This window comes from Methylobacterium sp. FW306-05-D, from assembly GCF_058782155.1.
This window is the reverse complement of record NZ_JBYSXL010000030.1, coordinates 1-20,696: the sequence shown is the minus strand read 5'-3', so window position 1 is coordinate 20,696 and position 20,696 is coordinate 1. Positions and strand designations below refer to the sequence as shown.

The following is a 20,696-nucleotide window of genomic DNA, read 5'->3' as shown; positions in this document are numbered from 1 at the left end:
ATCGCAGGCGATTCCGTCGCCAAAGCGATGCGCACCGCCGCCGAGGAAATCGCAAGTCATGCCCTCCCCCCTCGTTCTCGTGACCAGCCTTCCTGCCGCGGAGGAGGCAGCCTGGCGGGACGCCCTCGGGGCAGCCATGCCGGGAGAGCGGATCGACACCGCATCCGAGGGCGCCCCGGCGCAGGCGGCGGAGATCGCCATCGTGGCGAACCCGCCGGCCGGCTCCCTCGCGGGCCTGCCGAACCTGCGCTGGATCCAGAGCCTCTGGGCCGGCGTCGACCGCCTCGTCCTCGACCCCACCCTGCCCGACGTGCCGGTGCGCCGCCTCGTCGACCCGACCCTCGCGCGGGCCATGGCGGAGGCGGTGGCGGCGGCGGTCCTGCACCTGCACCGCGATTTCCCGCGCTACGCCGCCCAGCAGCGCGCGGGAGCGTGGCGCCAGCACCCCGTCCGCCCGGCCCATGAGCGCCGCGTCACGATCCTCGGCCTCGGCGAGATGGGGCGGGCCGCGGCGGACCTTCTGGGCGCCCTCGGCTTTCCGGTCCGGGGCTGGAGCCGCTCCGGCGCCGCGCACGGGGTGGTCCCGGTGGCCAGCGGGCCGGACGGCTTCGCCCAGTGCCTCGCGGCGGCCGACATCCTGGTCAACCTGCTGCCCCTGACCCCCGATACCCGCGGCCTCCTGAATGCCGAGGCCTTCCGCCACCTGCCGCCGGGCGCCGCCCTGGTGAATTTCGGGCGCGGCGCGCACGTGGTCGAGGACGACCTCCTCGACGCCCTGGCGACGGGCGCCCTCAGCCACGCGATCCTCGACGTCTTCCCCGAGGAGCCCCTGCCCCCGGAGCACCGGCTCTGGGCGCATCCGGCGATCACGATCCTGCCCCACGTCGCGGCGCCGACGAACATGGCCACGGCCGCCGCGCTCGTCGCCGCGGCGGTGGCGGAATTCCGGCGCACGGGCCAGGCGCCGGCGGGGATCGATCGGACGCGCGGCTACTGACGGCCAGCGCCCCCTGCGTCGCCCGCGTACGGCACCGCGGTCGCGACCGGATCGCCGGGAGCGTGCAGCCCGGGGCCGGGCGCGCCCCGATGCGGAACGCTGACACGCTTCGTCACGACGGCGGCAAGGGCGCGACAAACAGCCTGGCTATCTCCCTCTTCGAAGCGGCCCTCGCCGCTTCGACCTTGGAGACAGACCCACGAAGACCACGATGTTCGCCCTCCTCGCCGCCGGCCTGCTCTCGGCGGCCCCGGCCCTCGCCGTCGACGGACACGGCAACGCGGCGAACCCCGAGCAGATGAAGCCGAATCTCGGCAGCGTCTCCGGCGGGCCGAACCACAGCGACGATCCCCGGGTGCGGGAGGCGCAGGAGAAGGGTCCCGACGGCAAGCCGCTGTATTCCGACACGGACGGGCATGCCCACGGCCACACCCACGGCAAGAGGTAGTCCCGCCGGCCCGGCCCGCCTCCGCCGCCGCCGCTGCCCGCAGGCTGACCCGCCTGAGGGCTCCGCGCCCTTGGGCGACGACCATGGCGCTACCGGAGGCCGTGAAGACGAGCAGCGGCCGCAGGGCCAGGCGAGAGTTCCGGCGATGATGACCGCGAGGGAGCCGCTGGCCCGACCCAGGCCTCGGGCCCGTGTCGGCGCATCCGGACCACCGCGCGCGGGGGCCGGGGCGATCACGGGCCTTGAGGGGACACGCAGCGGCGGCGGCGCGTTTCCATCGGACGATTATCCCCCTCGGAACGGATCACTCCATGACCACGAACAGACGCAATACCCTTAAGGTCGCCGCGGCCGCCGCCGGAGGCGCCCTCCTGTCCGCCCGGGCCACGGCCGAGGACGCCGGACCGGCCCCGGCCGGCGAGGCCCCCCGGTTGCTGTTCACCCTGCCCCGGGTCACGATTCCGATCGTCGGCACCGCCGCGCTGTTCCCGGTGCGGCGGATCTACTGCATCGGGCGCAACTACGCGGCCCATGCCCGCGAGATGGGCTCGGACCCGACGCGCGAGCCACCCTTCTTCTTCCAGAAGCCCACCGACGCGATCCAGGTGGTGCCGGCCGGGAGCGTGGCGGACCATCCCTACCCGTCCCTGACCCGAAACTACCATCACGAGCTGGAACTGGTTGCCGCCCTGAAATCGGGCGGTCGCAACATCCCGAAGGAAGCCGCCCTCGACCACGTCTACGCCTACGCGGTCGGCCTCGACATGACCCGGCGCGACCTCCAGCGCGGGATGGGCGACCAGAAGAAGCCCTGGGAGATCGGCAAGAGCTTCGACCATGCCGCGCCGATCGGGCCGCTGCATCCGGTCTCCGCCATCGGTCACCCGGAACGCGGCGCGATCCGCCTCAGCGTCAACGGTCGGGTGCGCCAGGATGCCGACCTGTCGCAGATGATCTGGTCGGTGGCCGAGCAGATCGCCAACCTCTCGGAGGCGTTCGAGCTGGAGGCCGGCGACCTGATCTATTCCGGCACGCCGGAGAATGTCGGGCCGGTGGTGCCGGGCGACGTCCTCCTCGGGCAGATCGCCGGCCTGCCGGACCTGTCGATCCGCATCACCGACCGGGCGTGACAGCCTGTCCTCTACGCGATGATGACGCCGCGCGGCGGAATGGCCGCGCCGCGCGTTGGTGCTCCGACACTCGCGACCTGGAGCCGCAGCGATGACCGAATCCCACACCTCTTCCACAGCCGATTGGGCCGAGATCGTCGCCCGGGGCTACGCGGACGAGACGGCCCCGCCGCTGACGCCGGAGTTGCTGGATGCTGTGCGGGCGACCCTGCGCGGGGCGGGCCTCGACTGTCCGCAGGCGGAGCCCGTCGATTCCGCCACCCTGGCGCGGGTCAACGCGGCCCTGGACGCCTTCGAACTCGAGATCAACGCCGTGGTCGGGCCGAGACTCTCTGCGCTGCCGGCCGGTGCACCGCCGTCCTTCGTCCAGCGTTCGGAAGCCGGCCGGCCCCTGCGCGCATTCGGTGGCCAGTGACGCGCGACCAAATTCACTTCCGAATTTTTCTCATGTGCTGCTATGGGGAGGCCTATAAGAACACCGCGCGGAATCTGGTATTTTGAATACCAAAGGGGTAGGATGAACGCATGAGCGCGCATGACATCGGCGAGGTTCGCCGCTTCGAGCACCCGGGCAAGGGACGCGACCGGGCCCGGCCCGTCCCCAAGGGACGGCAGGTCGAGCCCGTGGCCAAGGTCGAGATCGAGCGCCTGCTGGGCGATCGCTCGCGCCAGCGCGACCTGCTGATCGAGCACCTGCACCTCGTCCAGGACACCTACGGGCAGATCAGCGCCGCCCACCTGGCGGCGCTGGCCGACGAGATGGGCCTGGCCTTCGCCGAGGTGTTCGAGACGGCGACGTTCTACGCGCATTTCGACGTGCTCAGGGACGGCGACGCCGACCTGCCGGCGCTGACCGTGCGCGTCTGCGACAGCCTCACCTGCGCGATGTTCGGCGCCGAGCCCCTGATGGAGGCCCTGCGCGAGACCCTCGGCAGCGGGGTGCGCGTGGTGCGCGCGCCCTGCGTCGGCCTCTGCGATCACGCCCCGGCGGTCGAGGTCGGCCACAACTTCCTGCACAAGGCCGACGTGGCCAGCGTCAAGGCGGCGGTCGAGGCCGGCGACACCCACGCCCACCTGCCGGCCTATCCCGACTACGACGCCTACCGGGCCGGCGGCGGCTACGCCGTCCTCGACCGGCTGCGCTCGGGCGAGCTCGGCATCGACGCGATCCTGCAGGTCCTCGACGACGGCGGCCTGCGCGGCCTCGGCGGCGCCGGCTTCCCCACGGGGCGCAAGTGGCGCTCGGTGCGCGGCGAGCCCGGTCCCCGCCTCATGGCGGTGAACGGCGACGAGGGCGAGCCCGGCACCTTCAAGGACCAGCTCTACCTCAACGCCGATCCGCACCGCTTCCTCGAGGGCATGCTGATCGGCGCCCACGTGGTGGAGGCCGAGGACGTCTACATCTACCTGCGCGACGAGTACCCGATCTCCCGCGAGATCCTGTCCCGCGAGATCGCCCGGCTCCCCGCCGGCGGCCCGCGCATCCACCTGCGCCGGGGGGCCGGCGCCTATATCTGCGGCGAGGAATCCTCGCTGATCGAGTCGCTCGAGGGCAAGCGCGGGCTGCCGCGGCACAAGCCGCCCTTCCCGTTCCAGGTCGGCCTGTTCAACCGTCCGACCCTGATCAACAACGTCGAGACCCTCTATTGGGTCAGGGACCTGATCGAGAAGGGCGCCGACTGGTGGAAGAGCCACGGCCGCAACGGCCGGGTCGGCCTGCGCTCCTACTCGGTCTCGGGCCGCGTCAAGGAGCCGGGCGTGAAGCTGGCGCCGGCCGGCCTCACCATCCGGGAGCTGATCGAGGAATATTGCGGCGGGATCAGCGACGGGCACAGCTTCGCGGCCTATCTGCCGGGCGGTGCCTCGGGCGGCATCCTTCCGGCCAGCATGGACGACATCCCCCTCGATTTCGGCACCCTCGAGAAATACGGCTGCTTCATCGGCTCGGCCGCCGTCATCGTCCTGTCCGACCGGGACGACGTGCGCGGCGCGGCCCTGAACCTGATGCGGTTCTTCGAGGACGAATCCTGCGGGCAGTGCACGCCCTGCCGCTCCGGCACCCAGAAGGCACGCGTGATGATGGAGAACGACGTCTGGGACACCGATCTCCTGGGCGAGCTCTCGCAATGCATGCGCGACGCCTCGATCTGCGGCCTCGGCCAGGCGGCGTCGAACCCGCTCACCACCGTGATCAAGTACTTCCCGGACCTGTTCCCGTCGCCGCAACGGATCGCGGCCGAGTAGCGATCCGTCCCCGATCCGACGGTGCGGCCGCCCCTCGTGGCGGCGGCCCAACCCCCGATTTTCCTGCGCCATGTCTGGAGCGGAACCATGAGCAGCGGCACACAGAACTCTGGTCTCGGCGGAGCCCACGCCACCACCCCCACCGGCCCGCAGGATGCGGGCGGCAAGGCGGACGGCGCCAACCCGGGCGCCGGGAGCACCTATTCCGAGGGCACCCAGTCGGGCGGCCAGGCGGGTCCGGCCCCGAGCGGCACCTTCGGCCTCAAGGAGATGCCCGCCGGCATTCCCGGCGTGATCTTCGAATTCGACGGTCAGCAGGTCGAGGCCGCGCCGGGTGAGACGATCTGGGCCGTCGCCCAGCGCCTCGGTACGCACATCCCCCACCTCTGCCACAAGCCCGCCCCGGGCTACCGGCCGGACGGCAATTGCCGCGCCTGCATGGTCGAGATCGAGGGCGAGCGCGTGCTCGCCGCCTCGTGCAAGCGGGTGCCCGGCGTCGGCATGAAGGTGAAGTCCGCCTCCGAGCGGGCGACCAAGGCCCGCGCCATGGTGATGGAGCTCCTCGTCGCCGACCAGCCGGCCCGGGCGATCTCGCACGATCCGACCTCGCATTTCTGGGCGCAGGCCGACCACGTGGAGGTCACCGAGAGCCGCTTCCCGGCCGCCCAGCGCTGGGAGGGCGACTGGAGCCACCCGGCCATGCGGGTGAACCTCGACGCCTGCATTCAGTGCAACCTCTGCGTCCGCGCCTGCCGCGAGGTCCAGGTCAACGACGTCATCGGCATGGCCTACCGCTCGGCGGGGGCGAAGGTGGTGTTCGACTTCGACGACCCGATGGGCCAGTCCACCTGCGTCGGCTGTGGCGAGTGCGTCCAGGCCTGCCCGACCGGCGCGCTGATGCCGGCGGCCTACCTCGACGACAGCCAGACCCGCACGGTCTATCCCGACCGCGAGGTGGACTCGCTCTGCCCCTATTGCGGCGTCGGCTGCCAAGTCTCCTACAAGGTCAAGGACAACAAGATCGTCTACGCCGAGGGGCGTGACGGGCCGGCCAACCAGAACCGCCTCTGCGTGAAGGGCCGCTTCGGCTTCGACTACGTCCACCACCCCCACCGGCTCACGAAGCCGCTGATCCGCCTCGACAATGTGGCCAAGGACGCCAACGACCAGGTCGATCCGGCCAATCCCTGGACCCACTTCCGGGAGGCGACCTGGGAGGAGGCGCTGGAGCGCGCCGCCGGCGGCCTCAAGCACATCCGCGACACGGTCGGCCGCAAGGCGCTGGCGGGCTTCGGCTCGGCCAAGGGCTCGAACGAGGAGGCCTACCTCTTCCAGAAGCTGGTGCGCCTCGGCTTCGGCTCGAACAACGTCGACCACTGCACCCGCCTCTGCCACGCCTCCTCGGTGGCGGCCCTGATGGAGGGCCTGAACTCGGGCGCCGTCTCGGCCCCGTTCTCGGCGGCCCTCGATGCCGAGGTCATCGTCATCATCGGCGCCAACCCGACGGTGAACCACCCCGTGGCCGCGACCTTCATCAAGAACGCGGTCAAGGAGCGCGGCGCCAAGCTGATCATCATGGACCCGCGCCGGCAGGTCCTGTCCCGGCACGCCTACAGGCACCTCGCCTTCAAGCCGGGCTCCGACGTGGCGATGCTCAACGCGATGCTCAACGTCATCGTGACGGAGAAGCTCTACGACGAACAGTACATCGCCGGGTACACCGAGAACTTCGAGGCCCTGCGCGAGCGCATCGTCGAGTTCACGCCGGAGAAGATGGCCCCCGTCTGCGGCATCGACGCCGAGACCCTGCGCGAGGTCGCCCGGCTCTACGCGCGCTCGCGGGCCTCGATCATCTTCTGGGGCATGGGCGTCAGCCAGCACGTGCACGGCACCGACAACTCGCGCTGCCTGATCGCGCTGGCGCTGACCACCGGCCAGATCGGCCGTCCCGGCACCGGCCTGCATCCCCTGCGCGGCCAGAACAACGTCCAGGGCGCCTCCGATGCCGGCCTGATCCCGATGGTCTATCCGGACTACCAGTCGGTGGAGAACGAGACCGTCCGCGACCTGTTCGAGACGTTCTGGGGCCAGTCCCTCGATCCGAAGAACGGCCTGACCGTGGTCGAGATCATGCGCGCCATCCATGCGGGCGAGATCAAGGGCATGTTCGTCGAGGGCGAGAACCCGGCGATGTCGGACCCCGACCTCAACCACGCCCGGCACGCCCTCGCGATGCTCGACCACCTCGTGGTGCAGGACCTGTTCCTGACCGAGACCGCCTTCCACGCGGACGTGGTGCTGCCGGCTTCCGCCTTCGCCGAGAAGGCGGGCAGCTTCACCAACACCGACCGGCGCGTGCAGATCGCCAAGCCCGTCGTCCCGCCGCCGGGCGACGCCCGCCAGGATTGGTGGATCCTGCAGGAACTCGCCCGCCGCCTCGGCCTCGACTGGAACTACACCGGCCCGGCCGAGATCTTCACCGAGATGGCGCAGGTGATGCCCTCCCTGAAGAACATCACCTGGGAGCGGCTGGAGCGCGAGGGCGCCGTGACCTACCCGGTCGACGGTCCCGACCAGCCCGGCAACGAGATCATCTTCTATGCCGGCTTCCCGACGGCGAGCGGGCGGGCCAAGATCGTCCCGGCCCACATCGTGCCGCCGGACGAGGTGCCCGACACCGAGTTCCCGATGGTGCTCTCCACGGGCCGCGTGCTGGAGCACTGGCACACCGGCTCGATGACCCGGCGCTCGGGCGTTCTCGACGCCCTGGAGCCGGAGGCGGTGGCCTTCATGGCGCCGCGGGAGCTCTACCGCCTCGGCCTCGAGCCCGGCGACACCATGCGCCTGGAGACCCGCCGCGGCGCGGTGGAACTCAAGGTCCGGTCCGACCGCGACGTGCCGGTGGGCATGATCTTCATGCCGTTCTGCTACGCCGAGGCCGCCGCCAACCTGCTCACCAACCCGGCCCTCGATCCCATGGGCAAGATCCCGGAGTTCAAGTTCTGCGCCGCCCGCGTCGAGGCGGTCCGGCCCAGGCAGATCGCCGCCGAGTAGGGCGCCCTCTCCAACACGAACCGGCCGGGGGCCGGATGCACGGCGCCCGGGCCGCGCATCCGGCCCTTTGCATTGTGGCTTGTCCCGCGGCCGACCGGGACAAGCGGCGCGGGACAATCGCGCGATGCGCAGACGAAGGGCGCCGTCTTCACAACAATGAGAAAGTCCGTTCAACCATTTGTAGAGGAGCATGCCCCATGAGTGGAGGTTAGGGCGATCGTCTGATGGCTGAGTTTTGATGTATGTTCTGATCCTCGACGACGACCCGCTGAACAATGTCCTGATGGGCGAAGCCATCCGCGGCCTGCCCGGCTGCGAGACGGTGGCGTTCACCGAGCCCAAAGCCGCCCTGGCCTTCGTCCAGGCCCAGGCCGAGACGATCGGCGTCGCGATCTCCGACTTCGACATGCCGGGCATGAACGGCCTCGCCTTCCTCAAGGCCGCGCAGGCGGTTCCGGGCTTCGCGCACGTGCCCTTCGTCATGGTGACGAGCATGAACGCGCGCGCGTTGCGCCGCGAGGCGCTGGAGAGCGGCGTCACCGACTTCATCGGCAAGCCCTTCGAGGCCTCCGAGGTCCGGGCGCGGGTCACCAACCTCCTGGCCCTGAACCGCGCCCGCCTGGAGCAGCGCGACCGCGCCGCCTGGCTCGACCGCGAGGTCAAGGCCGCCACAGCGGTGATCGAGGCGCGGGAGCGCGAGATCGTCACGATGCTGATGAAGGCGGCCGAGCACCGCGACACCGAGACCGGCGACCACGTCGCCCGGGTCGCGGCCTACGTCACCGTCACGGCCCGGGCCCTCGGCCTGCCCGAGGCCGAGGTCCGCGAACTCAGTCTCGCCTCCACCATGCACGATGTCGGCAAGATCAGCGTGCCCGACGCGATCCTGCTCAAGCCCGGCCCGCTCACCCCGGTGGAGCGCAGCGAGATGGAACTGCACGCCGAGCGCGGGCGCCGCATCCTGGAGGGCAGCTCGTCGCCGCTCGTCCAGCTCGCGGCGGAGATCGCCGCCACCCATCACGAGCGCTGGGACGGCACCGGCTATCCCTGGGGCCTGCGCGGCGAGGCGATCCCCCTGAGCGGCCGCATCGTCGCCGTCGCCGACGTGTTCGACGCCCTCACCTCGAACCGCCCCTACAAGCAGGCCTGGTCCCAGGAGGAGGCCTTCGCCTTCCTGCGCGACCAGGCGGGCACGCATTTCGACCCGCGCTGCGTCGACGCCTTCCTGCGGGCGCACGGCCAGCCGCCCCGGCAGGCCGGCGCGGCGGGGGGCGGGAACGACGATTCCGGCGCGGTTCGGCTCGCATCCTGACGCGCTGTCCCCGGCTCCGTAGGGAATGTGCGGGATTCTCGACGAACGGCTTCAGCCCTTGGAAACCCGGCTCAAGACATGACGGCGCCATGACGTTCGGCAGCGTTCTCCCCCTCCTCGCACGGCTGAAGCGCGACCGCAGCGGCGGCGTCCTCGTGATCGTCGCGCTGATGTTCCCGATCCTGACCGGTCTGAGTGCGGCGGCCATCGACTACGCCTCCCTGGTCAAGCGGCGGGCGGAGCTGCAGCGCGCCGCCGACAGCGGCAGCATCGCCGGCGTCAACCAGTTCAAGCTCGCCAATGCCGACGACGCGGCGGCGATCCGCACCGCACAGGCCATGGCCCTGGCCCAGGCCCGCGGCAGCAGCGCGACGCCCCCGGCCGTCACGGCCGCGGTGCTCAACAACCATTCGGGAATCCGGCTCACCCTGACCGAGCAGGTCGCCCTGTCCTTCGGCAAGCTCCTCAACATCCCGAGCCTCGAGGTCAGCGTGACCTCGACGGCGAAGCTCGCCGGCACGACGCGGCTGTGCCTGCTCGCCCTCGACCGCCAGGCGATCGGCGCCTTCCACCTGGAGAGCGCGGCCCGCATCACCGCCACCGACTGCTCGCTCTACTCGAACTCCGCCAACCCCGAGGGCATCCAGGGCGAGAACGCGGCGGTGGCCACCGCCCTCTCCACCTGCTCGGCCGGCGGCTATTCGGGCTCGGGCGCGAATTTCACGCCGCCGCCCGCCACCGGCTGCCCGGCCTTGCGCGATCCCCTGCTCGACCGGCAGGGCCCGACCCCGGGCTCCTGCGTCAACCTCGGCTTCTTCGTCGACCCGAAGAAGTTCATCGACGGCATCGACGATCCGACCTACGGGGTCAACGTCGTGAGCGGGATCGTCACCCTGCAGCCCGGGACCTATTGCGGCGGCCTGCACATCACCAAGGGCGCGGTGGTGACGCTGATGCCCGGCATCTACATCCTGAAGGACGGCCCCCTCGTGGTCGACAAGGGCGGCAGCCTGAGCGGGGTCAACACGGGCTTCTACTTCACCGGCCTGCGCGGCGGCCTGCTCTTCGACGAGAAGAGCACCGTGAGCCTCACCGCGCCGAAGGACGGCCTGCTGGCAGGCCTGCTCTTCTTCGAGGACCGCAACGCGACGATCCCCGCCATCCTCCCCGTCCCGCTCAGCGGAAAGGGCAAGGCCAAGCCCGCCCCGGGCGGATTTATCGCCCTGCGCGAGTACCGCATCATCAGCGACAACGCCCGCACGCTGCTCGGCACGATCTACCTGCCCCTCGGCCGCCTGATCATCGACTCGAAGAAGCCGGTCGCCGACCAGTCGGCCTATACGGTGATCATCGCCCGTACGATCAACCTCTACGACGGCCCCAACCTGATGCTGAACGCCCGCTACGGCAGCACGGACGTACCGGTGCCGGCCGGCGTCGGACCGAGCTCGGCCGACACGCAGCTGACGCAGTAGCGCCCGCTCCGCCGGCAGGCAGAGAGCGCGGGCCCCGCGATCGGGCCGCGTCACCGGGGCGGACAGGCGGCGCCGTTCCCCAGGACGACCTCGGGGCTCATGCTGGCGTAGCGCCGGCCGTAGCGGACGGGCCACAGGGTCTTGCGGGTGATGGCGAAGCCCGCGCTTCCCTCCTTGAAGAAGGCCGAGCCGGCCACCGGCTTGTAGGTGGCGCTGATCTCCACGAGGAGCAGGCGCGTCCCCTTGGGCTGGATGCTGTCGGCGTCGGCGACGGGCGCCGGGGTGCCGGGGACCCGGACCGGCGAATCCGACGCGGCGACGCTGGAGCAGACCCGGAGCGGGCCGGTCTCGCTGTCGCCGACCACCCCGACCGCGCTCACGGTCATCCGCACGCCGGTGCTGTCGAAGGGCGCGAGCACGATGGGGGCGACCTGGAACACGTCGTTGACTTCGGCCGCCGTCGGCATCGTACGCTGGGACAGCGTGTCGCCGATGGTGCGGGACAGGATGTCGACCTTGCGGATGTTGCGCATCGCGCTCGTGAGTTCCACGGTCCCGAAATAGATCAGCAGGAGCACCGGCACGATCAGGGCGAACTCGACGATCGCCACGCCGTCCTCGCCCCGCGCGAAGCGCAGGGCGGGCCCCTCACCCCTCCGGCGGATCGCGATCACGGGGCGGGAACGCGCGCGGGACATGCCTCAGCAGCCGGAGCCGCCGGTGGAATTGCCTTCGAGCTGCAGCACCGAGGTGGCGTTGATGAGCCAGCTGCCGTTCTGGAACTGGTTCTTCACCACGCCGAATTTCTGGAAGGTGTGCTGGGCGAAGGCGGCCTGGACCACCACCACGCTCCCCTTGGTGAGACAGCCGTGCTGGATGCCGAAATCCGTCCGCCACGTGCCCGATGCGGCGTCGATGGGGCTGGCGCGGTCGATCCGGGTGAAGCTGTCGTAGACCCCAATATCGACCTTCAGGTTCTCGCAGCGCACGAACGGCGAGACCTGGCGGCAGATCTCGCTGCGCACGGAATCGACCAGGGAGGTCGCCGAGCCGCCGGACTGGACGTAGAACTGCCGCATCGAGGCATCGAGGCCGTTGTCCAGGGCCGAGGTCAGCCAGAACACCAGCGCGGTCTCCAGGACGAAGAAGATCAGCACGCAGAGCGGAAACAGGATCAGGGCGAACTCGACCGCCATGGCACCGGACTGATCCTGCCGGACCCGCCGGGCCCGGCCGCGCGCCGCGAGCCCGCGCAGGTACCCCCGCGCCGCGCCGCGGCCGGAAGTTGCCGAGCTGGAGTTTGCCGAGCCGAGACCGTCGGCGTCCGGATTTTCAGGATCGCACATGGGGACGGGCGGAGAACGGATCGGGCGACCTGCCGAGAGGGGATGGGGACGGGCTGTCGGTGGCCCAGTCTCGCTGTAGAGGCGAGCGCTTAAGAATCCGGCAAAACCGAGCTGAAATGATCCCCTTCGTGATGAAACCCGAAGGGTTCGGCTCACGCCGCGAGGACTCTGCGCAGCCTTGTCCACCGTCACGGCAGGTCTCGGAGACGGCCGGCGGACGCCTGATCGTTCCGTCGTCTTCCAGTTCACGCCCTGATTGCACGATGCCGGCGTTCGCGCCGCGCCACGCGCCGCGTTCATCCAGCGATCGGGGAGCGTTCACCGGCGACGATTAAGACCCTTCCAACCAACATCCTCTAGCCTGGCGCGACCATGACCGACCCACGGCCCGCGCCCGCCCGCTCCGGCGATTCCCATCCGTCCGCCCGGCCTCCGCGCCGGAAGCGCACCCTGGCCGGACGCCTCGCCCTGGCGGTGTTCGCCTCCGTGGCCCTCGCCTTCCTGGCCGGAACGCTGCTCTCGCTCTGGCAGGAGGTGAACCGCTACGCCAACGACAAGCGCGACTCCCTCGTCGCCATCGCCAACGTGCTCGCCGCGTCGGGCGCCCGGGCCACGGCGGCCGGGGACGCGGCGGCGGCGGGCCGCGTCCTGAACGCCATCGGCAAGTTCGGCCGGGGCGATCTCGAACCCGACCAAGACCCGGCGGACGACCGCGCTGGCGGCGACGGCGGAGCCTCCGAACTCGTCTACGCCGCCATCGAGCGTCCGGACGGTTCGATCCTGGCGGATCGCGGCCTCACCGCCCGCCTCTCCGACGATTTCGACCTGCGAAAAGGTCAGTCGCCCCTGGCGCTGATCACCAGCCGGACCGCCCTGGTCGCGGTGCCGATCGACGAGGCGGGCCGGCGGGTCGGCAGCCTGATCCTCGTGTCCGACCTCGCAGACCTCCCCGAACGCCTGCTGGCCCTGCTGCGAACCTCGGCCCTGATCTCCAGCCTCGTCATGGTCCTGGGCTTCGCGATCTCCTACGCGATCCAGCGGGCGATCACCCAGCCGATCGCGGCCCTTGCCGGCACCATGGACCGCGTCCGCATCGGGCAGGACTACAGCCAGGCCGCCACGATCGTGCGCGACGACGAGGTCGGGGTGCTGGCGCGCTCGTTCAACGCGCTCCTCGAGACCGTGCGCGAGCGCGACGCGCGCCTGGCGCAGCACATGCAGCGCCTGGAGGCCGACGTCGCGGAGCGCACGGCCGACCTGCACGAGGCCAAGCAGGCGGCCGAGGCCGCCAATGCCGCCAAGTCGTCCTTCCTCGCCACCATGAGCCACGAGATCCGCACGCCGCTGAACGGCATGCTGGTGATGGCCGAACTCCTGGCGGCCTCCGAGCTGCCGCAGCGCCAGCAGCGCTACGCCGAGGTGGTCGCGCGCTCCGGGCAGAGCCTGCTGGCGATCATCAACGACATCCTCGACTTCGCGAAGGTGGAGGCGGGCAAGCTCGACCTGGAGCGCATCCCCGTCGACCCGTCGGAGATCGTCGACACGGTGATCTCGCTCTTCGCCGAGAAGGCCGTCGAGGGCGGCCTCGACCTCGCCGCCTCCGTGGCGCCGGACGTGCCGCGCCGGGTGGCCGGCGACCCGGTGCGCCTGGGCCAGATCCTCGGCAACTTCGTCAACAACGCCCTGAAGTTCACCCCCTCGGGCTCGGTGCTGGTGCGGCTGGAGCTCGGCGGCGCCGGGATGCTGCGGCTCAGCGTGCGCGATACCGGCGTCGGCATCCCGGCCGACAAGGTCGGCAGCCTGTTCTCGGCCTTCGCGCAGGTCGATCAATCGACCACCCGGCGCTTCGGTGGCACCGGGCTCGGCCTCTCGATCGCCCATCGCCTCGCCCTCGCCATGGGCGGTCGCATGGGCGTGGAGAGCGTGCTCGGCGAAGGCTCCACCTTCTGGGCCGAGTTGCCCCTGGAGGCGATCGACACCGATGCCTCCGCCCCCATCCGGCGCGTGGATGCGGTCGAGGCCGGGATCGTCGTCGCCGTGCCGGGGCAGGCCACCCGGGACAGCCTCGCGCGCCGCCTCGCCGAGGCCGGGTTCGCCCCCCTGACACCGGAGAACGACGCGGCCGGCACCGCCCACTGGATCGCCGACGCGGCGACGATCCTGGCCCTCGGACGCCGCCCGACCGGTGCCGGGCGGGTCCTGGCCCTGGCCCGCCTCGGCGACCCCGCCGCGGCCCCGATCCTCGAGGCGGGCTGGGCCGACCACCTCCTCGCCTGGCCGGTGGTTCAGGAAGAGTGGCGCACCGCCCTGGCGGCGCTCGCCGACGGGACGCCGTTCGCCACGCGCGCGGCCGGCCCGGCCGTCCGCGCCCGCCTGCCGCAATTCCCCTCCGCGCGCCTCCTCGTGGCCGACGACAGCCCGGTGAACCGCGAGGTCGCCCGCGAGGCCCTGGCCCGCTGCGGCGTCACCGCCGTCACCCTGGTGGAGGATGGACGCCTGGCCGTGGAGGCCTGCCGCGACCACGCCTTCGACCTCGTGCTCATGGACGGCAGCATGCCGGTGCTCGACGGCTACGCCGCGGCCGAGACCATCCGGGCCGAGGCCCTCGCGCAGGGCCGTGCCCGCACCCCCATCGTCGCCCTCACCGCCCACGTGGTCGGGGCCGGTGCCGAGGCCTGGCGGGACGCCGGGATGGACGCCAAGCTCGCCAAGCCCTTCACCCTCGCGGCCCTGGCCGAAATCCTCGCGGGCTTCCTGCGGCCCGAGGTCGAGACCGCGCGGCCGCCGCGAGCCGAGGCTCCGGTCGCCCCCGCCGCCGTTCCGCCGCCGGAGCCGGATGCCGGGGGTCTCCTCGACGAGGAGGTCGTCGCGGGCCTGGTCGACATGGCGGCGCGAGCCGGGGGCGATTTCGCCGCCCGGGTGCTCGGCCTCTACCGCGAGCACGCCCCGAAGGCGCTCGCGGACCTACGGATGGCGGCGGTCGGCGCCGAGGCCGAGGCCGTGGCCCGCACGGCGCACAGCCTGAAGTCGATGAGCCTCAACGTCGGCGGACGAGCCCTGGCGGACGCACTCGGCGCGATCGAGGCCGGGGCCCGCTCCGGCTCCGTGCTTCCGACCGAGGCGGAGATCGCCGAGCTGTCGCCGCTCTTGGACCGGACCATGGCGGCCGTCGATGCCCGCTTCGCGCCGGCCTCGACCCCGGAGGAACCCGGCGCGACCCGGCTTTCGGCCTGAGACGGCTCCCGACCGCCGGACATGCCCCGCCCGCCGGGTGGCGGGGCGGCATCGCCCGGGGATCGCCCTGAACCGATGCGAAGGTTGGCCGTTGGTCCTGGTGGATCGCGAAACCAGGAGTCTCGATGTCAGCCAGCCCTGATTCCCGGCCCGGAGAGTCGGTGGCCGTCACCTTCCGCGGCCGCGGCTTCGCCCGCCTGCGCGGAAACACCCTGTCCGTGCTGGTCTGTCCCCGCTGTTCGCAGCGCAATGCGCCCAAGGCGGCCGACAAGGGCTACTGCCACTGGTGCGCCTACGAGCCCTCGCGCGAGGATATCGAGCCCGCCCAGGCGGCCTGAGGCGGTCGGCTCCTCAATCTCGCAGCGAGGACAGGAACTGGCGCAGTTCCGGGGTTCGCGGCGCCCCGAAGATCTCGGCCGGCGGCCCGATCTCGTGGACGAGCCCCTGGTGCATGAAGATCACCCGGTTGGCGACCTTGCGGGCGAAGCTCATCTCGTGGGTGACCATCAGCAGGGTCATGCCCTCCTCGGCGAGGGATTCCACCACGCGCAGGACCTCGCCGACGAGTTCCGGATCGAGGGCGCTGGTGATCTCGTCGCAGAGCATGATCGCCGGGTCCATGGCCAACGCCCGGGCGATCGCCACGCGCTGCTGCTGCCCGCCCGAGAGCTTGTCCGGCATCGCGTCGAACTTCTCGGCCAGGCCCACCCGGGCGAGGAGCTGGCGGGCGCGGGCCTCGTTCTCCGCGCCCGACCGCTTCTTCACGAGGTGGGGGGCCAGCATCACGTTGCGCCCCACCGAGAGGTGCGGGAACAGGTTGAAGTTCTGGAAGATCATGCCGACGCCCTGGCGCAGTTCGCGCATGGCCTTCGGGTTGTCGTAGAGCAGGTGCCGGCCGTCGACGATGAGCGAGCCCTTCTGGAAAACCTCCAGGCCGTTGATGCAGCGCAGCAGCGTGCTCTTGCCCGAGCCGCTCTTGCCGATGATCGCCACCACCTCGCCGCGCGCCACGTCGAGGTCGATGCCGCGCAACACCTCGTGCGTGCCGTAGGACTTGCGCAGGGCCGTGATGCGCAGGATCGGGGCGCCGACCCGAGTGTGCGGCTCGCCCGGGCCGGCCGGCGTCGGGTTCGGGGCGGCGTTCATGCGGGAGTCCTCATCGCGAGTTTCCTTTCGAGGAGGCGGGCGGTGAGGCTGATGGGAAAGCACAGGACGAAGTACATCAGCGCCACGCAGGCATAGGTCAGCATCGGCTCGTAGGTGACGTTGGCGATCATGCCGCCCGCCTTGGTCAGCTCCACGAAGCCGATCACCGAGGCCAGCGCCGTGCCCTTCACCACCTGGACGAGGAAGCCCACCGTCGGCGCCACCGCGATCCGCAGGGCCTGGGGCAGGATGATGTGGCGGAACTGCTGGCCGAAGCTGAGGGCGAGGCTGGCCGAAGCCTCCCACTGCCCGCGCGGGATCGCGGCGACGCAGCCGCGCCAGATCTCGGTGAGATAGGCCGAGGCGTAGAGCGTGAGGGCGACGCAGGCGGCGAGCCAGGCGGAGGTGTCGAAGCCCACCACGGCGAGGCCGAAATAGAGCAGGAACAGCTGCATCAGCAGGGGCGTGCCCTGGAACAGCTGGACATAGGCGCCCACGGCCCGGCCGAGCCAGGGCCCGCCGGAGAGCCGGACGAGCAGCAGGCCGAGCCCGACCAGGGCACCGCCCAGGAACGCCGCGAGGGAGAGGGCCACGGTCCAGCGCGCCGCCAGGGCGAGGTTGCGCAGGATGTCCCAGAGGGTGAAGTCCGGCATGGCGCCCTCCTACCGGCCGAACAGGAAGCGCGGCCCGGCCCAGTTGAGCAGGGTCCGGACCAGGATGGCGAGGCCGAGATACGACAGCGTGCCGACGATGTAGGCCTCGAAGGCGCGGAAGTTGCGGCTCTGGATCAGGTTGGTGGCGTAGCTGAGCTCGGCGGTGGAGATCTGGCCGCAGACGGCCGAGCCGAGCATGACGATGACGATCTGGCTGACGAGGGCCGGCCAGACTTTCTTCAGGGCCGGCGGCAGCACCACCCGGGTGAAGACCTGGGCCCGGGTGAGCGCGAGGCTCTCGGCCGCCTCGATCTGCCCGCGCGGGGTGGCCTCGATCCCGGCGCGCAGGATCTCGGTGGCGTAGGCGCCGAGGTTGATCGTCATGGCCAGGATCGAGGCCGTCGCCGGCGAGAGGCGGATGCCGATCTCCGGCAGGCCGAAGAAGATGAAGAACAGCTGCACAATGAAGGGCGTGTTGCGGATGAGCTCGACATAGGCCCCCACGAGCCAGCGCAGGGGCGCCGGCCCGCCGGAGCGCGCCCAGGCGCAGCCGACCGCCACCGCCCCCCCGAGGAGCGTCGCCAGAGCGGTCAGCCCCACGGTCCAGGCCGCGCCCTGCAGCAGCAGGGGCCACTGGACGAGGATACTCGCGAAATCGAGCTGCAGCGGCATGGCGGCGAACGGACCCTGCGGGCGGCGGTGAGGCGGTCCGCACCCGGGCGGACCGCGTCGGCGGGCGTCGATCAGAGCGGCAGGTCGCCGATCCCGCGCTTGAGCCACTTCTGCGACAGGGCCTCGAGGGTCCCGTCGGCCTTGGCGGCCAGGATGATCTCGTTGACCCGCTTCAGGAGAGCGTCCTCGCCCTTGGCGACCCCGACGAAGCAGGGGCTGTCGCGCAGGAGGAGCTTGTACTCGGCGCCGAGATTCGGGTTCTTGCGGCTCAGGGCGGCGATGTTCGAGACGCTGGTGGCGATGACCTGGGTCTGGCCCGCCGCGAAGGCCGCCGTGGTCGCGGCCTGGTCCTCGAAGCGCTGGATCTGGGTCGAGGCCGGCGCGACCTTGCCGAGCATCTCGTCCTCCATGGCGCCGCGGGTCACCGCGACGGACTTGCCGGCGAGATCGTCGAAGCTCTTGATGCTCGTCGCCTTCAGGGCGAACACGCCCTGGTAGAACGGCGCGTAGGCGGCGCTGAAATCGATGATCTTCAGGCGCTCCTCGTTCTTGCCGAGGGTCGAGACGATGAGGTCGATCTTCTTCGTCTGCAGGTAGGGGATGCGGTTGGCGCTCACCACGGGCACCAGCTCGACCTTGGCGCCGAGCTTCGCCCCGATCAGGTTGGCGACGTCGACGTCGAGGCCCATCGGCTGCAGGTCGAGTCCGGCGAAGCCATAGGGCGGGTAGTCGGTGGGGATGCCGATCCTGACCAGCTTGGCCTTGGCGATCCCCGCCAGCGCGTCCTGCGCCCGGGCACCGGCGGAGGACAGCAGGGCGGCGCCGAGGCCGAGGGCGACGAGGAGGCGGCGTGTGGTCAGCGGCATCGGCGAATCGACTTTCCTGAAGCGTGCCGTCCTGCCTGTGCAATTTTTGTGCAGCGCGCCAGTCGGACGGCGCGGTATCCACAGCGACGGGCCGGATCGTCGCCATCCGGTCGATCCCGCGACGGCGCCCCGGATCAGTCCCGGGCCGAACATGCCCTGCCGGCGCGGCGTTACCCTCCCGCGTGCTTCACGCCAAACATCAGGGAGAAACGCCATGAAGGTCTTCGCAGTCGCCCTCGCCAGCACCCTCCTCCTCGGATCGGCCGCCCTCGCGGCGGAAGGCGGCTCCGGCACCACCAAGTCCGGCACCATGAACACCACCGGCCCGAACGACGCCGGCGCCGGCTCGTCCCCGGGGGCCGCCGGCAGCGGACCCTCCACGGGCGACAAGAGCCGCTCCGGCACCGCCAGCAGCACGGGCGCCAACGATGCCGGCTCGGGCGCCTCGCCGGGCTCGGCCGGCAAGGGCACGAGCGCGCCGACGCGCTGACCCACCCGGGCGGCGCGGGCAGACGGGCGCCGCGACCTCGCGCCGGGCCGCCCGGCATCCCATATCCCGGTCCGGCGCCGCTCCGCGCCCGACCGGACGGGATCTCTCATGGCTGGCCTCAAGGACAAGCGCGGCTTCATCGACAAGGAGCGCCTCGACCTGTCCGAGCGCAAGGCGGTGGAGTTCTGGATGAAGCGCTGGGGCGTCACCCAGGACCAGCTCACCACCGCCCACCGCAAGGTCGGCCGGATGACCAAGGACATCGCGGCCGAACTCGGCAAGAAGCGCTGAGACAGGAAGCGCCGAGCCCGAGACGTCGAGCCCCCACTGCCCCGCGGCCGCCCGCGCACCTATCTCAGGGGAGCGCCCGGCAGCGGGGGGCGACAGGATCGGCATCGATGCAGCGCTACTTCTTCCACACGCATATCGGCGACGACGTGGTGGTGGACCCCGACGGCCGGGAATTGCCGAATGCGGACGCCGCCTGGACTGCGGCCCGGCTCCTGGCCCGCCAGCTCCTGCAGGGCGCCGACAGCGACCCGCAGCTCCTCGGCGCCGTGCTGTTCGTCGAGGATGCGGAAGGGGAGATCGTGCTCGAATTTCCCCTGAGCGAGGCCGTCACCCTCGAGCCCGTCGCGGAGCCGACCGCCGGTACGCGGCACTGAGCCTGCGGCCCTCCCCGGCCCATGACGGGGCGGGACCGGACCCTCGAGGTCGCGCGCCGCGCGGCGCCGGCGCGCCGTCCCGTCTCCGGAGACCCCACCCATGAGCCTTCTCGACCGCGCCGTTCGCTCGGTGAACCGCCTGCTGGCGCAGAATTTCGGCCCGCTCTCGACGGCCGCCTATCGCGTGGCGAACGCCTATGCGAAGGGCTACAACAACCTGAACTACGACATGAAGACCAACGGGGAGTACCGCCTCCTCGACCGGCTCGCGCGCCTCGAGACGAGGACGATCTTCGATGTCGGCGCCAACAAGGGCGCGTACGCCAGGGCCTGCCTGTCCCGCTTCGCCGGGGCCGAACTGCACGCCTTCGAGCTGGTGCCCGAGACCTACGCCAAGTTCGTCGCCAACGTGCGCTCCGACCGGGTGGTCGCGAACAAGTTCGGCCTGTCGGACAAGCCCGGCCGCGTGGAGATCAACGTCAACCCGAGGAAGGACGGCCTGAGCTCGCTGATCGAGGGCACCGCCATCAACAAGGGCACCTGGACCAGGCGCAGCGTCGAGGTCATCCGCGGCGACGATTACTGCGCCGAGCGCGGCATCACCCGGATCGACTTCCTCAAGATCGATGTCGAGGGCGCCGAGCACCTGGTGCTGGAGGGCTTCTCGCGCATGCTCGCGGAGGGGCGGATCTCGGTGATCCAGTTCGAGTACGGGATGATCAACATCTATTCGAAGTTCCTGCTCCTGGATTTCTGGCGCCTCCTGACCGACCATGGCTTCGTGCTCGGCCCGATCATGCCCCGCGGCGTCGCCTTCCGGAGCTACGATGCGCGCGACGAGACCTTCCAGGGCCCGCCGAACTTCGCGGCGGTCCACGCGTCGAGGCCGGAGATCGTCCGGGCCGTGAAGCTCTGAACCGATCCGGCGCCGCCATCGGCGCGGGCCATCCGTGCGGCCCCGGCG

Annotated in this window: 20 protein-coding genes; 14 read left to right on the top strand and 6 right to left on the bottom strand. The window is 71.1% G+C overall.

All coding sequences use genetic code 11. The annotated features are described in order from the left end of the window. Positions 1 to 58 precede the first annotated feature (58 nt). The 8 genes from AC3WLN_RS12380 (at position 59) to AC3WLN_RS12345 (ending at position 10,660) form a co-directional block, all read left to right on the top strand. Positions 59 to 997, top strand: a complete 939-nt coding sequence (locus AC3WLN_RS12380; RefSeq protein ID WP_492481565.1) for a 2-hydroxyacid dehydrogenase — start codon at positions 59 to 61, stop codon at positions 995 to 997. A 211-nt stretch (positions 998 to 1,208) separates the two neighbouring features. After that, the gene (locus AC3WLN_RS12375; RefSeq protein WP_492481563.1) at positions 1,209 to 1,445 is read left to right on the top strand and encodes a hypothetical protein; all 237 of its coding nucleotides are present in this window, start codon (positions 1,209 to 1,211) and stop codon (positions 1,443 to 1,445) included. A gap of 311 nt (positions 1,446 to 1,756) precedes the next feature. Continuing rightward, positions 1,757 to 2,575, top strand: a complete 819-nt coding sequence (locus AC3WLN_RS12370) for a fumarylacetoacetate hydrolase family protein (protein WP_492481561.1) — start codon at positions 1,757 to 1,759, stop codon at positions 2,573 to 2,575. A gap of 91 nt (positions 2,576 to 2,666) precedes the next feature. Beyond that, a complete protein-coding gene (locus AC3WLN_RS12365) occupies positions 2,667 to 2,990 on the top strand; it encodes a hypothetical protein (protein ID WP_492481559.1) in 324 nt (107 codons plus the stop codon). Positions 2,991 to 3,100: 110 nt separating this feature from the next. After that, positions 3,101 to 4,819, top strand: a complete 1,719-nt coding sequence (locus AC3WLN_RS12360) for an NAD(P)H-dependent oxidoreductase subunit E (RefSeq protein WP_492481558.1) — start codon at positions 3,101 to 3,103, stop codon at positions 4,817 to 4,819. Between the two features lie 87 nt (positions 4,820 to 4,906). Then, positions 4,907 to 7,873 (top strand): formate dehydrogenase subunit alpha, encoded by a 2,967-nt coding sequence (gene fdhF, locus AC3WLN_RS12355; protein WP_492481556.1) that lies wholly within the window; start codon positions 4,907 to 4,909, stop codon positions 7,871 to 7,873. Positions 7,874 to 8,111: 238 nt separating this feature from the next. Further along, positions 8,112 to 9,185, top strand: a complete 1,074-nt coding sequence (locus AC3WLN_RS12350) for an HD domain-containing phosphohydrolase (protein ID WP_492481554.1) — start codon at positions 8,112 to 8,114, stop codon at positions 9,183 to 9,185. An 89-nt stretch (positions 9,186 to 9,274) separates the two neighbouring features. Further along, entirely contained in the window at positions 9,275 to 10,660 is a 1,386-nt protein-coding gene (locus AC3WLN_RS12345) for a TadE/TadG family type IV pilus assembly protein (protein ID WP_492481552.1), read from the top strand. A gap of 50 nt (positions 10,661 to 10,710) precedes the next feature. On the opposite strand, the gene AC3WLN_RS12340 is transcribed toward AC3WLN_RS12345, so the two are convergent. Then, positions 10,711 to 11,358: a TadE/TadG family type IV pilus assembly protein gene (locus tag AC3WLN_RS12340; protein WP_492481550.1), complete on the bottom strand. Its 648-nt coding sequence runs from the start codon at positions 11,356 to 11,358 to the stop codon at positions 10,711 to 10,713. Positions 11,359 to 11,361: 3 nt separating this feature from the next. Further along, positions 11,362 to 11,856 (bottom strand): TadE/TadG family type IV pilus assembly protein, encoded by a 495-nt coding sequence (locus tag AC3WLN_RS12335; protein ID WP_492481549.1) that lies wholly within the window; start codon positions 11,854 to 11,856, stop codon positions 11,362 to 11,364. 522 nt (positions 11,857 to 12,378) lie between these two features. Here AC3WLN_RS12335 and AC3WLN_RS12330 point away from each other — a divergent pair. Then, entirely contained in the window at positions 12,379 to 15,240 is a 2,862-nt protein-coding gene (locus tag AC3WLN_RS12330; protein WP_492481548.1) for an ATP-binding protein, read from the top strand. Between the two features lie 125 nt (positions 15,241 to 15,365). Then, positions 15,366 to 15,578 carry a hypothetical protein gene (locus tag AC3WLN_RS12325; protein ID WP_492481546.1) on the top strand — a complete coding sequence of 71 codons (213 nt, stop codon included), beginning with the start codon at positions 15,366 to 15,368 and terminating at the stop codon, positions 15,576 to 15,578. 13 nt (positions 15,579 to 15,591) lie between these two features. On the opposite strand, the gene AC3WLN_RS12320 is transcribed toward AC3WLN_RS12325, so the two are convergent. From AC3WLN_RS12320 to AC3WLN_RS12305, 4 genes are all read right to left on the bottom strand, one after another. Then, positions 15,592 to 16,386, bottom strand: coding sequence for an amino acid ABC transporter ATP-binding protein (locus AC3WLN_RS12320; protein WP_492481544.1), 795 nt, complete (start codon positions 16,384 to 16,386; stop codon positions 15,592 to 15,594). Next, complete coding sequence (locus AC3WLN_RS12315; protein ID WP_492481542.1) at positions 16,383 to 17,039, bottom strand: amino acid ABC transporter permease; 657 nt, start codon at positions 17,037 to 17,039, stop codon at positions 16,383 to 16,385. Before AC3WLN_RS12315 ends, AC3WLN_RS12320 begins: the two co-directional genes overlap by 4 nt. Before the next feature lie 9 nt (positions 17,040 to 17,048). Further along, positions 17,049 to 17,711, bottom strand: coding sequence for an amino acid ABC transporter permease (locus AC3WLN_RS12310; protein ID WP_492481540.1), 663 nt, complete (start codon positions 17,709 to 17,711; stop codon positions 17,049 to 17,051). 71 nt (positions 17,712 to 17,782) lie between these two features. Beyond that, positions 17,783 to 18,571 carry a transporter substrate-binding domain-containing protein gene (locus AC3WLN_RS12305; RefSeq protein WP_492481616.1) on the bottom strand — a complete coding sequence of 263 codons (789 nt, stop codon included), beginning with the start codon at positions 18,569 to 18,571 and terminating at the stop codon, positions 17,783 to 17,785. A 220-nt stretch (positions 18,572 to 18,791) separates the two neighbouring features. On the opposite strand from AC3WLN_RS12305, the gene AC3WLN_RS12300 reads away from it, so the two are divergent. From AC3WLN_RS12300 to AC3WLN_RS12285, 4 genes are all read left to right on the top strand, one after another. After that, positions 18,792 to 19,067, top strand: a complete 276-nt coding sequence (locus AC3WLN_RS12300; protein ID WP_492481538.1) for a hypothetical protein — start codon at positions 18,792 to 18,794, stop codon at positions 19,065 to 19,067. Positions 19,068 to 19,175: 108 nt separating this feature from the next. Further along, on the top strand, positions 19,176 to 19,358 hold the full coding sequence (locus tag AC3WLN_RS12295; protein WP_463774126.1) for a DUF3606 domain-containing protein: 183 nt from the start codon (positions 19,176 to 19,178) through the stop codon (positions 19,356 to 19,358). 107 nt (positions 19,359 to 19,465) lie between these two features. After that, positions 19,466 to 19,732 (top strand): DUF6894 family protein, encoded by a 267-nt coding sequence (locus AC3WLN_RS12290; RefSeq protein WP_492481536.1) that lies wholly within the window; start codon positions 19,466 to 19,468, stop codon positions 19,730 to 19,732. A gap of 100 nt (positions 19,733 to 19,832) precedes the next feature. Next, positions 19,833 to 20,648, top strand: coding sequence for an FkbM family methyltransferase (locus tag AC3WLN_RS12285; protein WP_492481534.1), 816 nt, complete (start codon positions 19,833 to 19,835; stop codon positions 20,646 to 20,648). Positions 20,649 to 20,696: the final 48 nt, after the last annotated feature.

What these genes read in the sequence shown, in the direction of transcription:
- AC3WLN_RS12290 (WP_492481536.1), top strand. Translation starts at nt 19,466, where the DNA reads ATGCAGCGCTACTTCTTCCACACGCATATCGGCGACGACGTGGTGGTG.
- AC3WLN_RS12350 (WP_492481554.1), top strand. Translation starts at nt 8,112, where the DNA reads ATGTATGTTCTGATCCTCGACGACGACCCGCTGAACAATGTCCTGATG.
- AC3WLN_RS12345 (WP_492481552.1), top strand. Translation starts at nt 9,275, where the DNA reads ATGACGTTCGGCAGCGTTCTCCCCCTCCTCGCACGGCTGAAGCGCGAC.
- AC3WLN_RS12310 (WP_492481540.1), bottom strand. Translation starts at nt 17,711, where the DNA reads ATGCCGCTGCAGCTCGATTTCGCGAGTATCCTCGTCCAGTGGCCCCTG.
- AC3WLN_RS12380 (WP_492481565.1), top strand. Translation starts at nt 59, where the DNA reads ATGCCCTCCCCCCTCGTTCTCGTGACCAGCCTTCCTGCCGCGGAGGAG.
- AC3WLN_RS12365 (WP_492481559.1), top strand. Translation starts at nt 2,667, where the DNA reads ATGACCGAATCCCACACCTCTTCCACAGCCGATTGGGCCGAGATCGTC.
- AC3WLN_RS12325 (WP_492481546.1), top strand. Translation starts at nt 15,366, where the DNA reads ATGTCAGCCAGCCCTGATTCCCGGCCCGGAGAGTCGGTGGCCGTCACC.
- AC3WLN_RS12295 (WP_463774126.1), top strand. Translation starts at nt 19,176, where the DNA reads ATGGCTGGCCTCAAGGACAAGCGCGGCTTCATCGACAAGGAGCGCCTC.
- AC3WLN_RS12360 (WP_492481558.1), top strand. Translation starts at nt 3,101, where the DNA reads ATGAGCGCGCATGACATCGGCGAGGTTCGCCGCTTCGAGCACCCGGGC.
- AC3WLN_RS12320 (WP_492481544.1), bottom strand. Translation starts at nt 16,386, where the DNA reads ATGAACGCCGCCCCGAACCCGACGCCGGCCGGCCCGGGCGAGCCGCAC.
- AC3WLN_RS12330 (WP_492481548.1), top strand. Translation starts at nt 12,379, where the DNA reads ATGACCGACCCACGGCCCGCGCCCGCCCGCTCCGGCGATTCCCATCCG.
- AC3WLN_RS12340 (WP_492481550.1), bottom strand. Translation starts at nt 11,358, where the DNA reads ATGTCCCGCGCGCGTTCCCGCCCCGTGATCGCGATCCGCCGGAGGGGT.
- fdhF (WP_492481556.1), top strand. Translation starts at nt 4,907, where the DNA reads ATGAGCAGCGGCACACAGAACTCTGGTCTCGGCGGAGCCCACGCCACC.
- AC3WLN_RS12370 (WP_492481561.1), top strand. Translation starts at nt 1,757, where the DNA reads ATGACCACGAACAGACGCAATACCCTTAAGGTCGCCGCGGCCGCCGCC.
- AC3WLN_RS12285 (WP_492481534.1), top strand. Translation starts at nt 19,833, where the DNA reads ATGAGCCTTCTCGACCGCGCCGTTCGCTCGGTGAACCGCCTGCTGGCG.
- AC3WLN_RS12300 (WP_492481538.1), top strand. Translation starts at nt 18,792, where the DNA reads ATGAAGGTCTTCGCAGTCGCCCTCGCCAGCACCCTCCTCCTCGGATCG.
- AC3WLN_RS12315 (WP_492481542.1), bottom strand. Translation starts at nt 17,039, where the DNA reads ATGCCGGACTTCACCCTCTGGGACATCCTGCGCAACCTCGCCCTGGCG.
- AC3WLN_RS12335 (WP_492481549.1), bottom strand. Translation starts at nt 11,856, where the DNA reads ATGGCGGTCGAGTTCGCCCTGATCCTGTTTCCGCTCTGCGTGCTGATC.
- AC3WLN_RS12375 (WP_492481563.1), top strand. Translation starts at nt 1,209, where the DNA reads ATGTTCGCCCTCCTCGCCGCCGGCCTGCTCTCGGCGGCCCCGGCCCTC.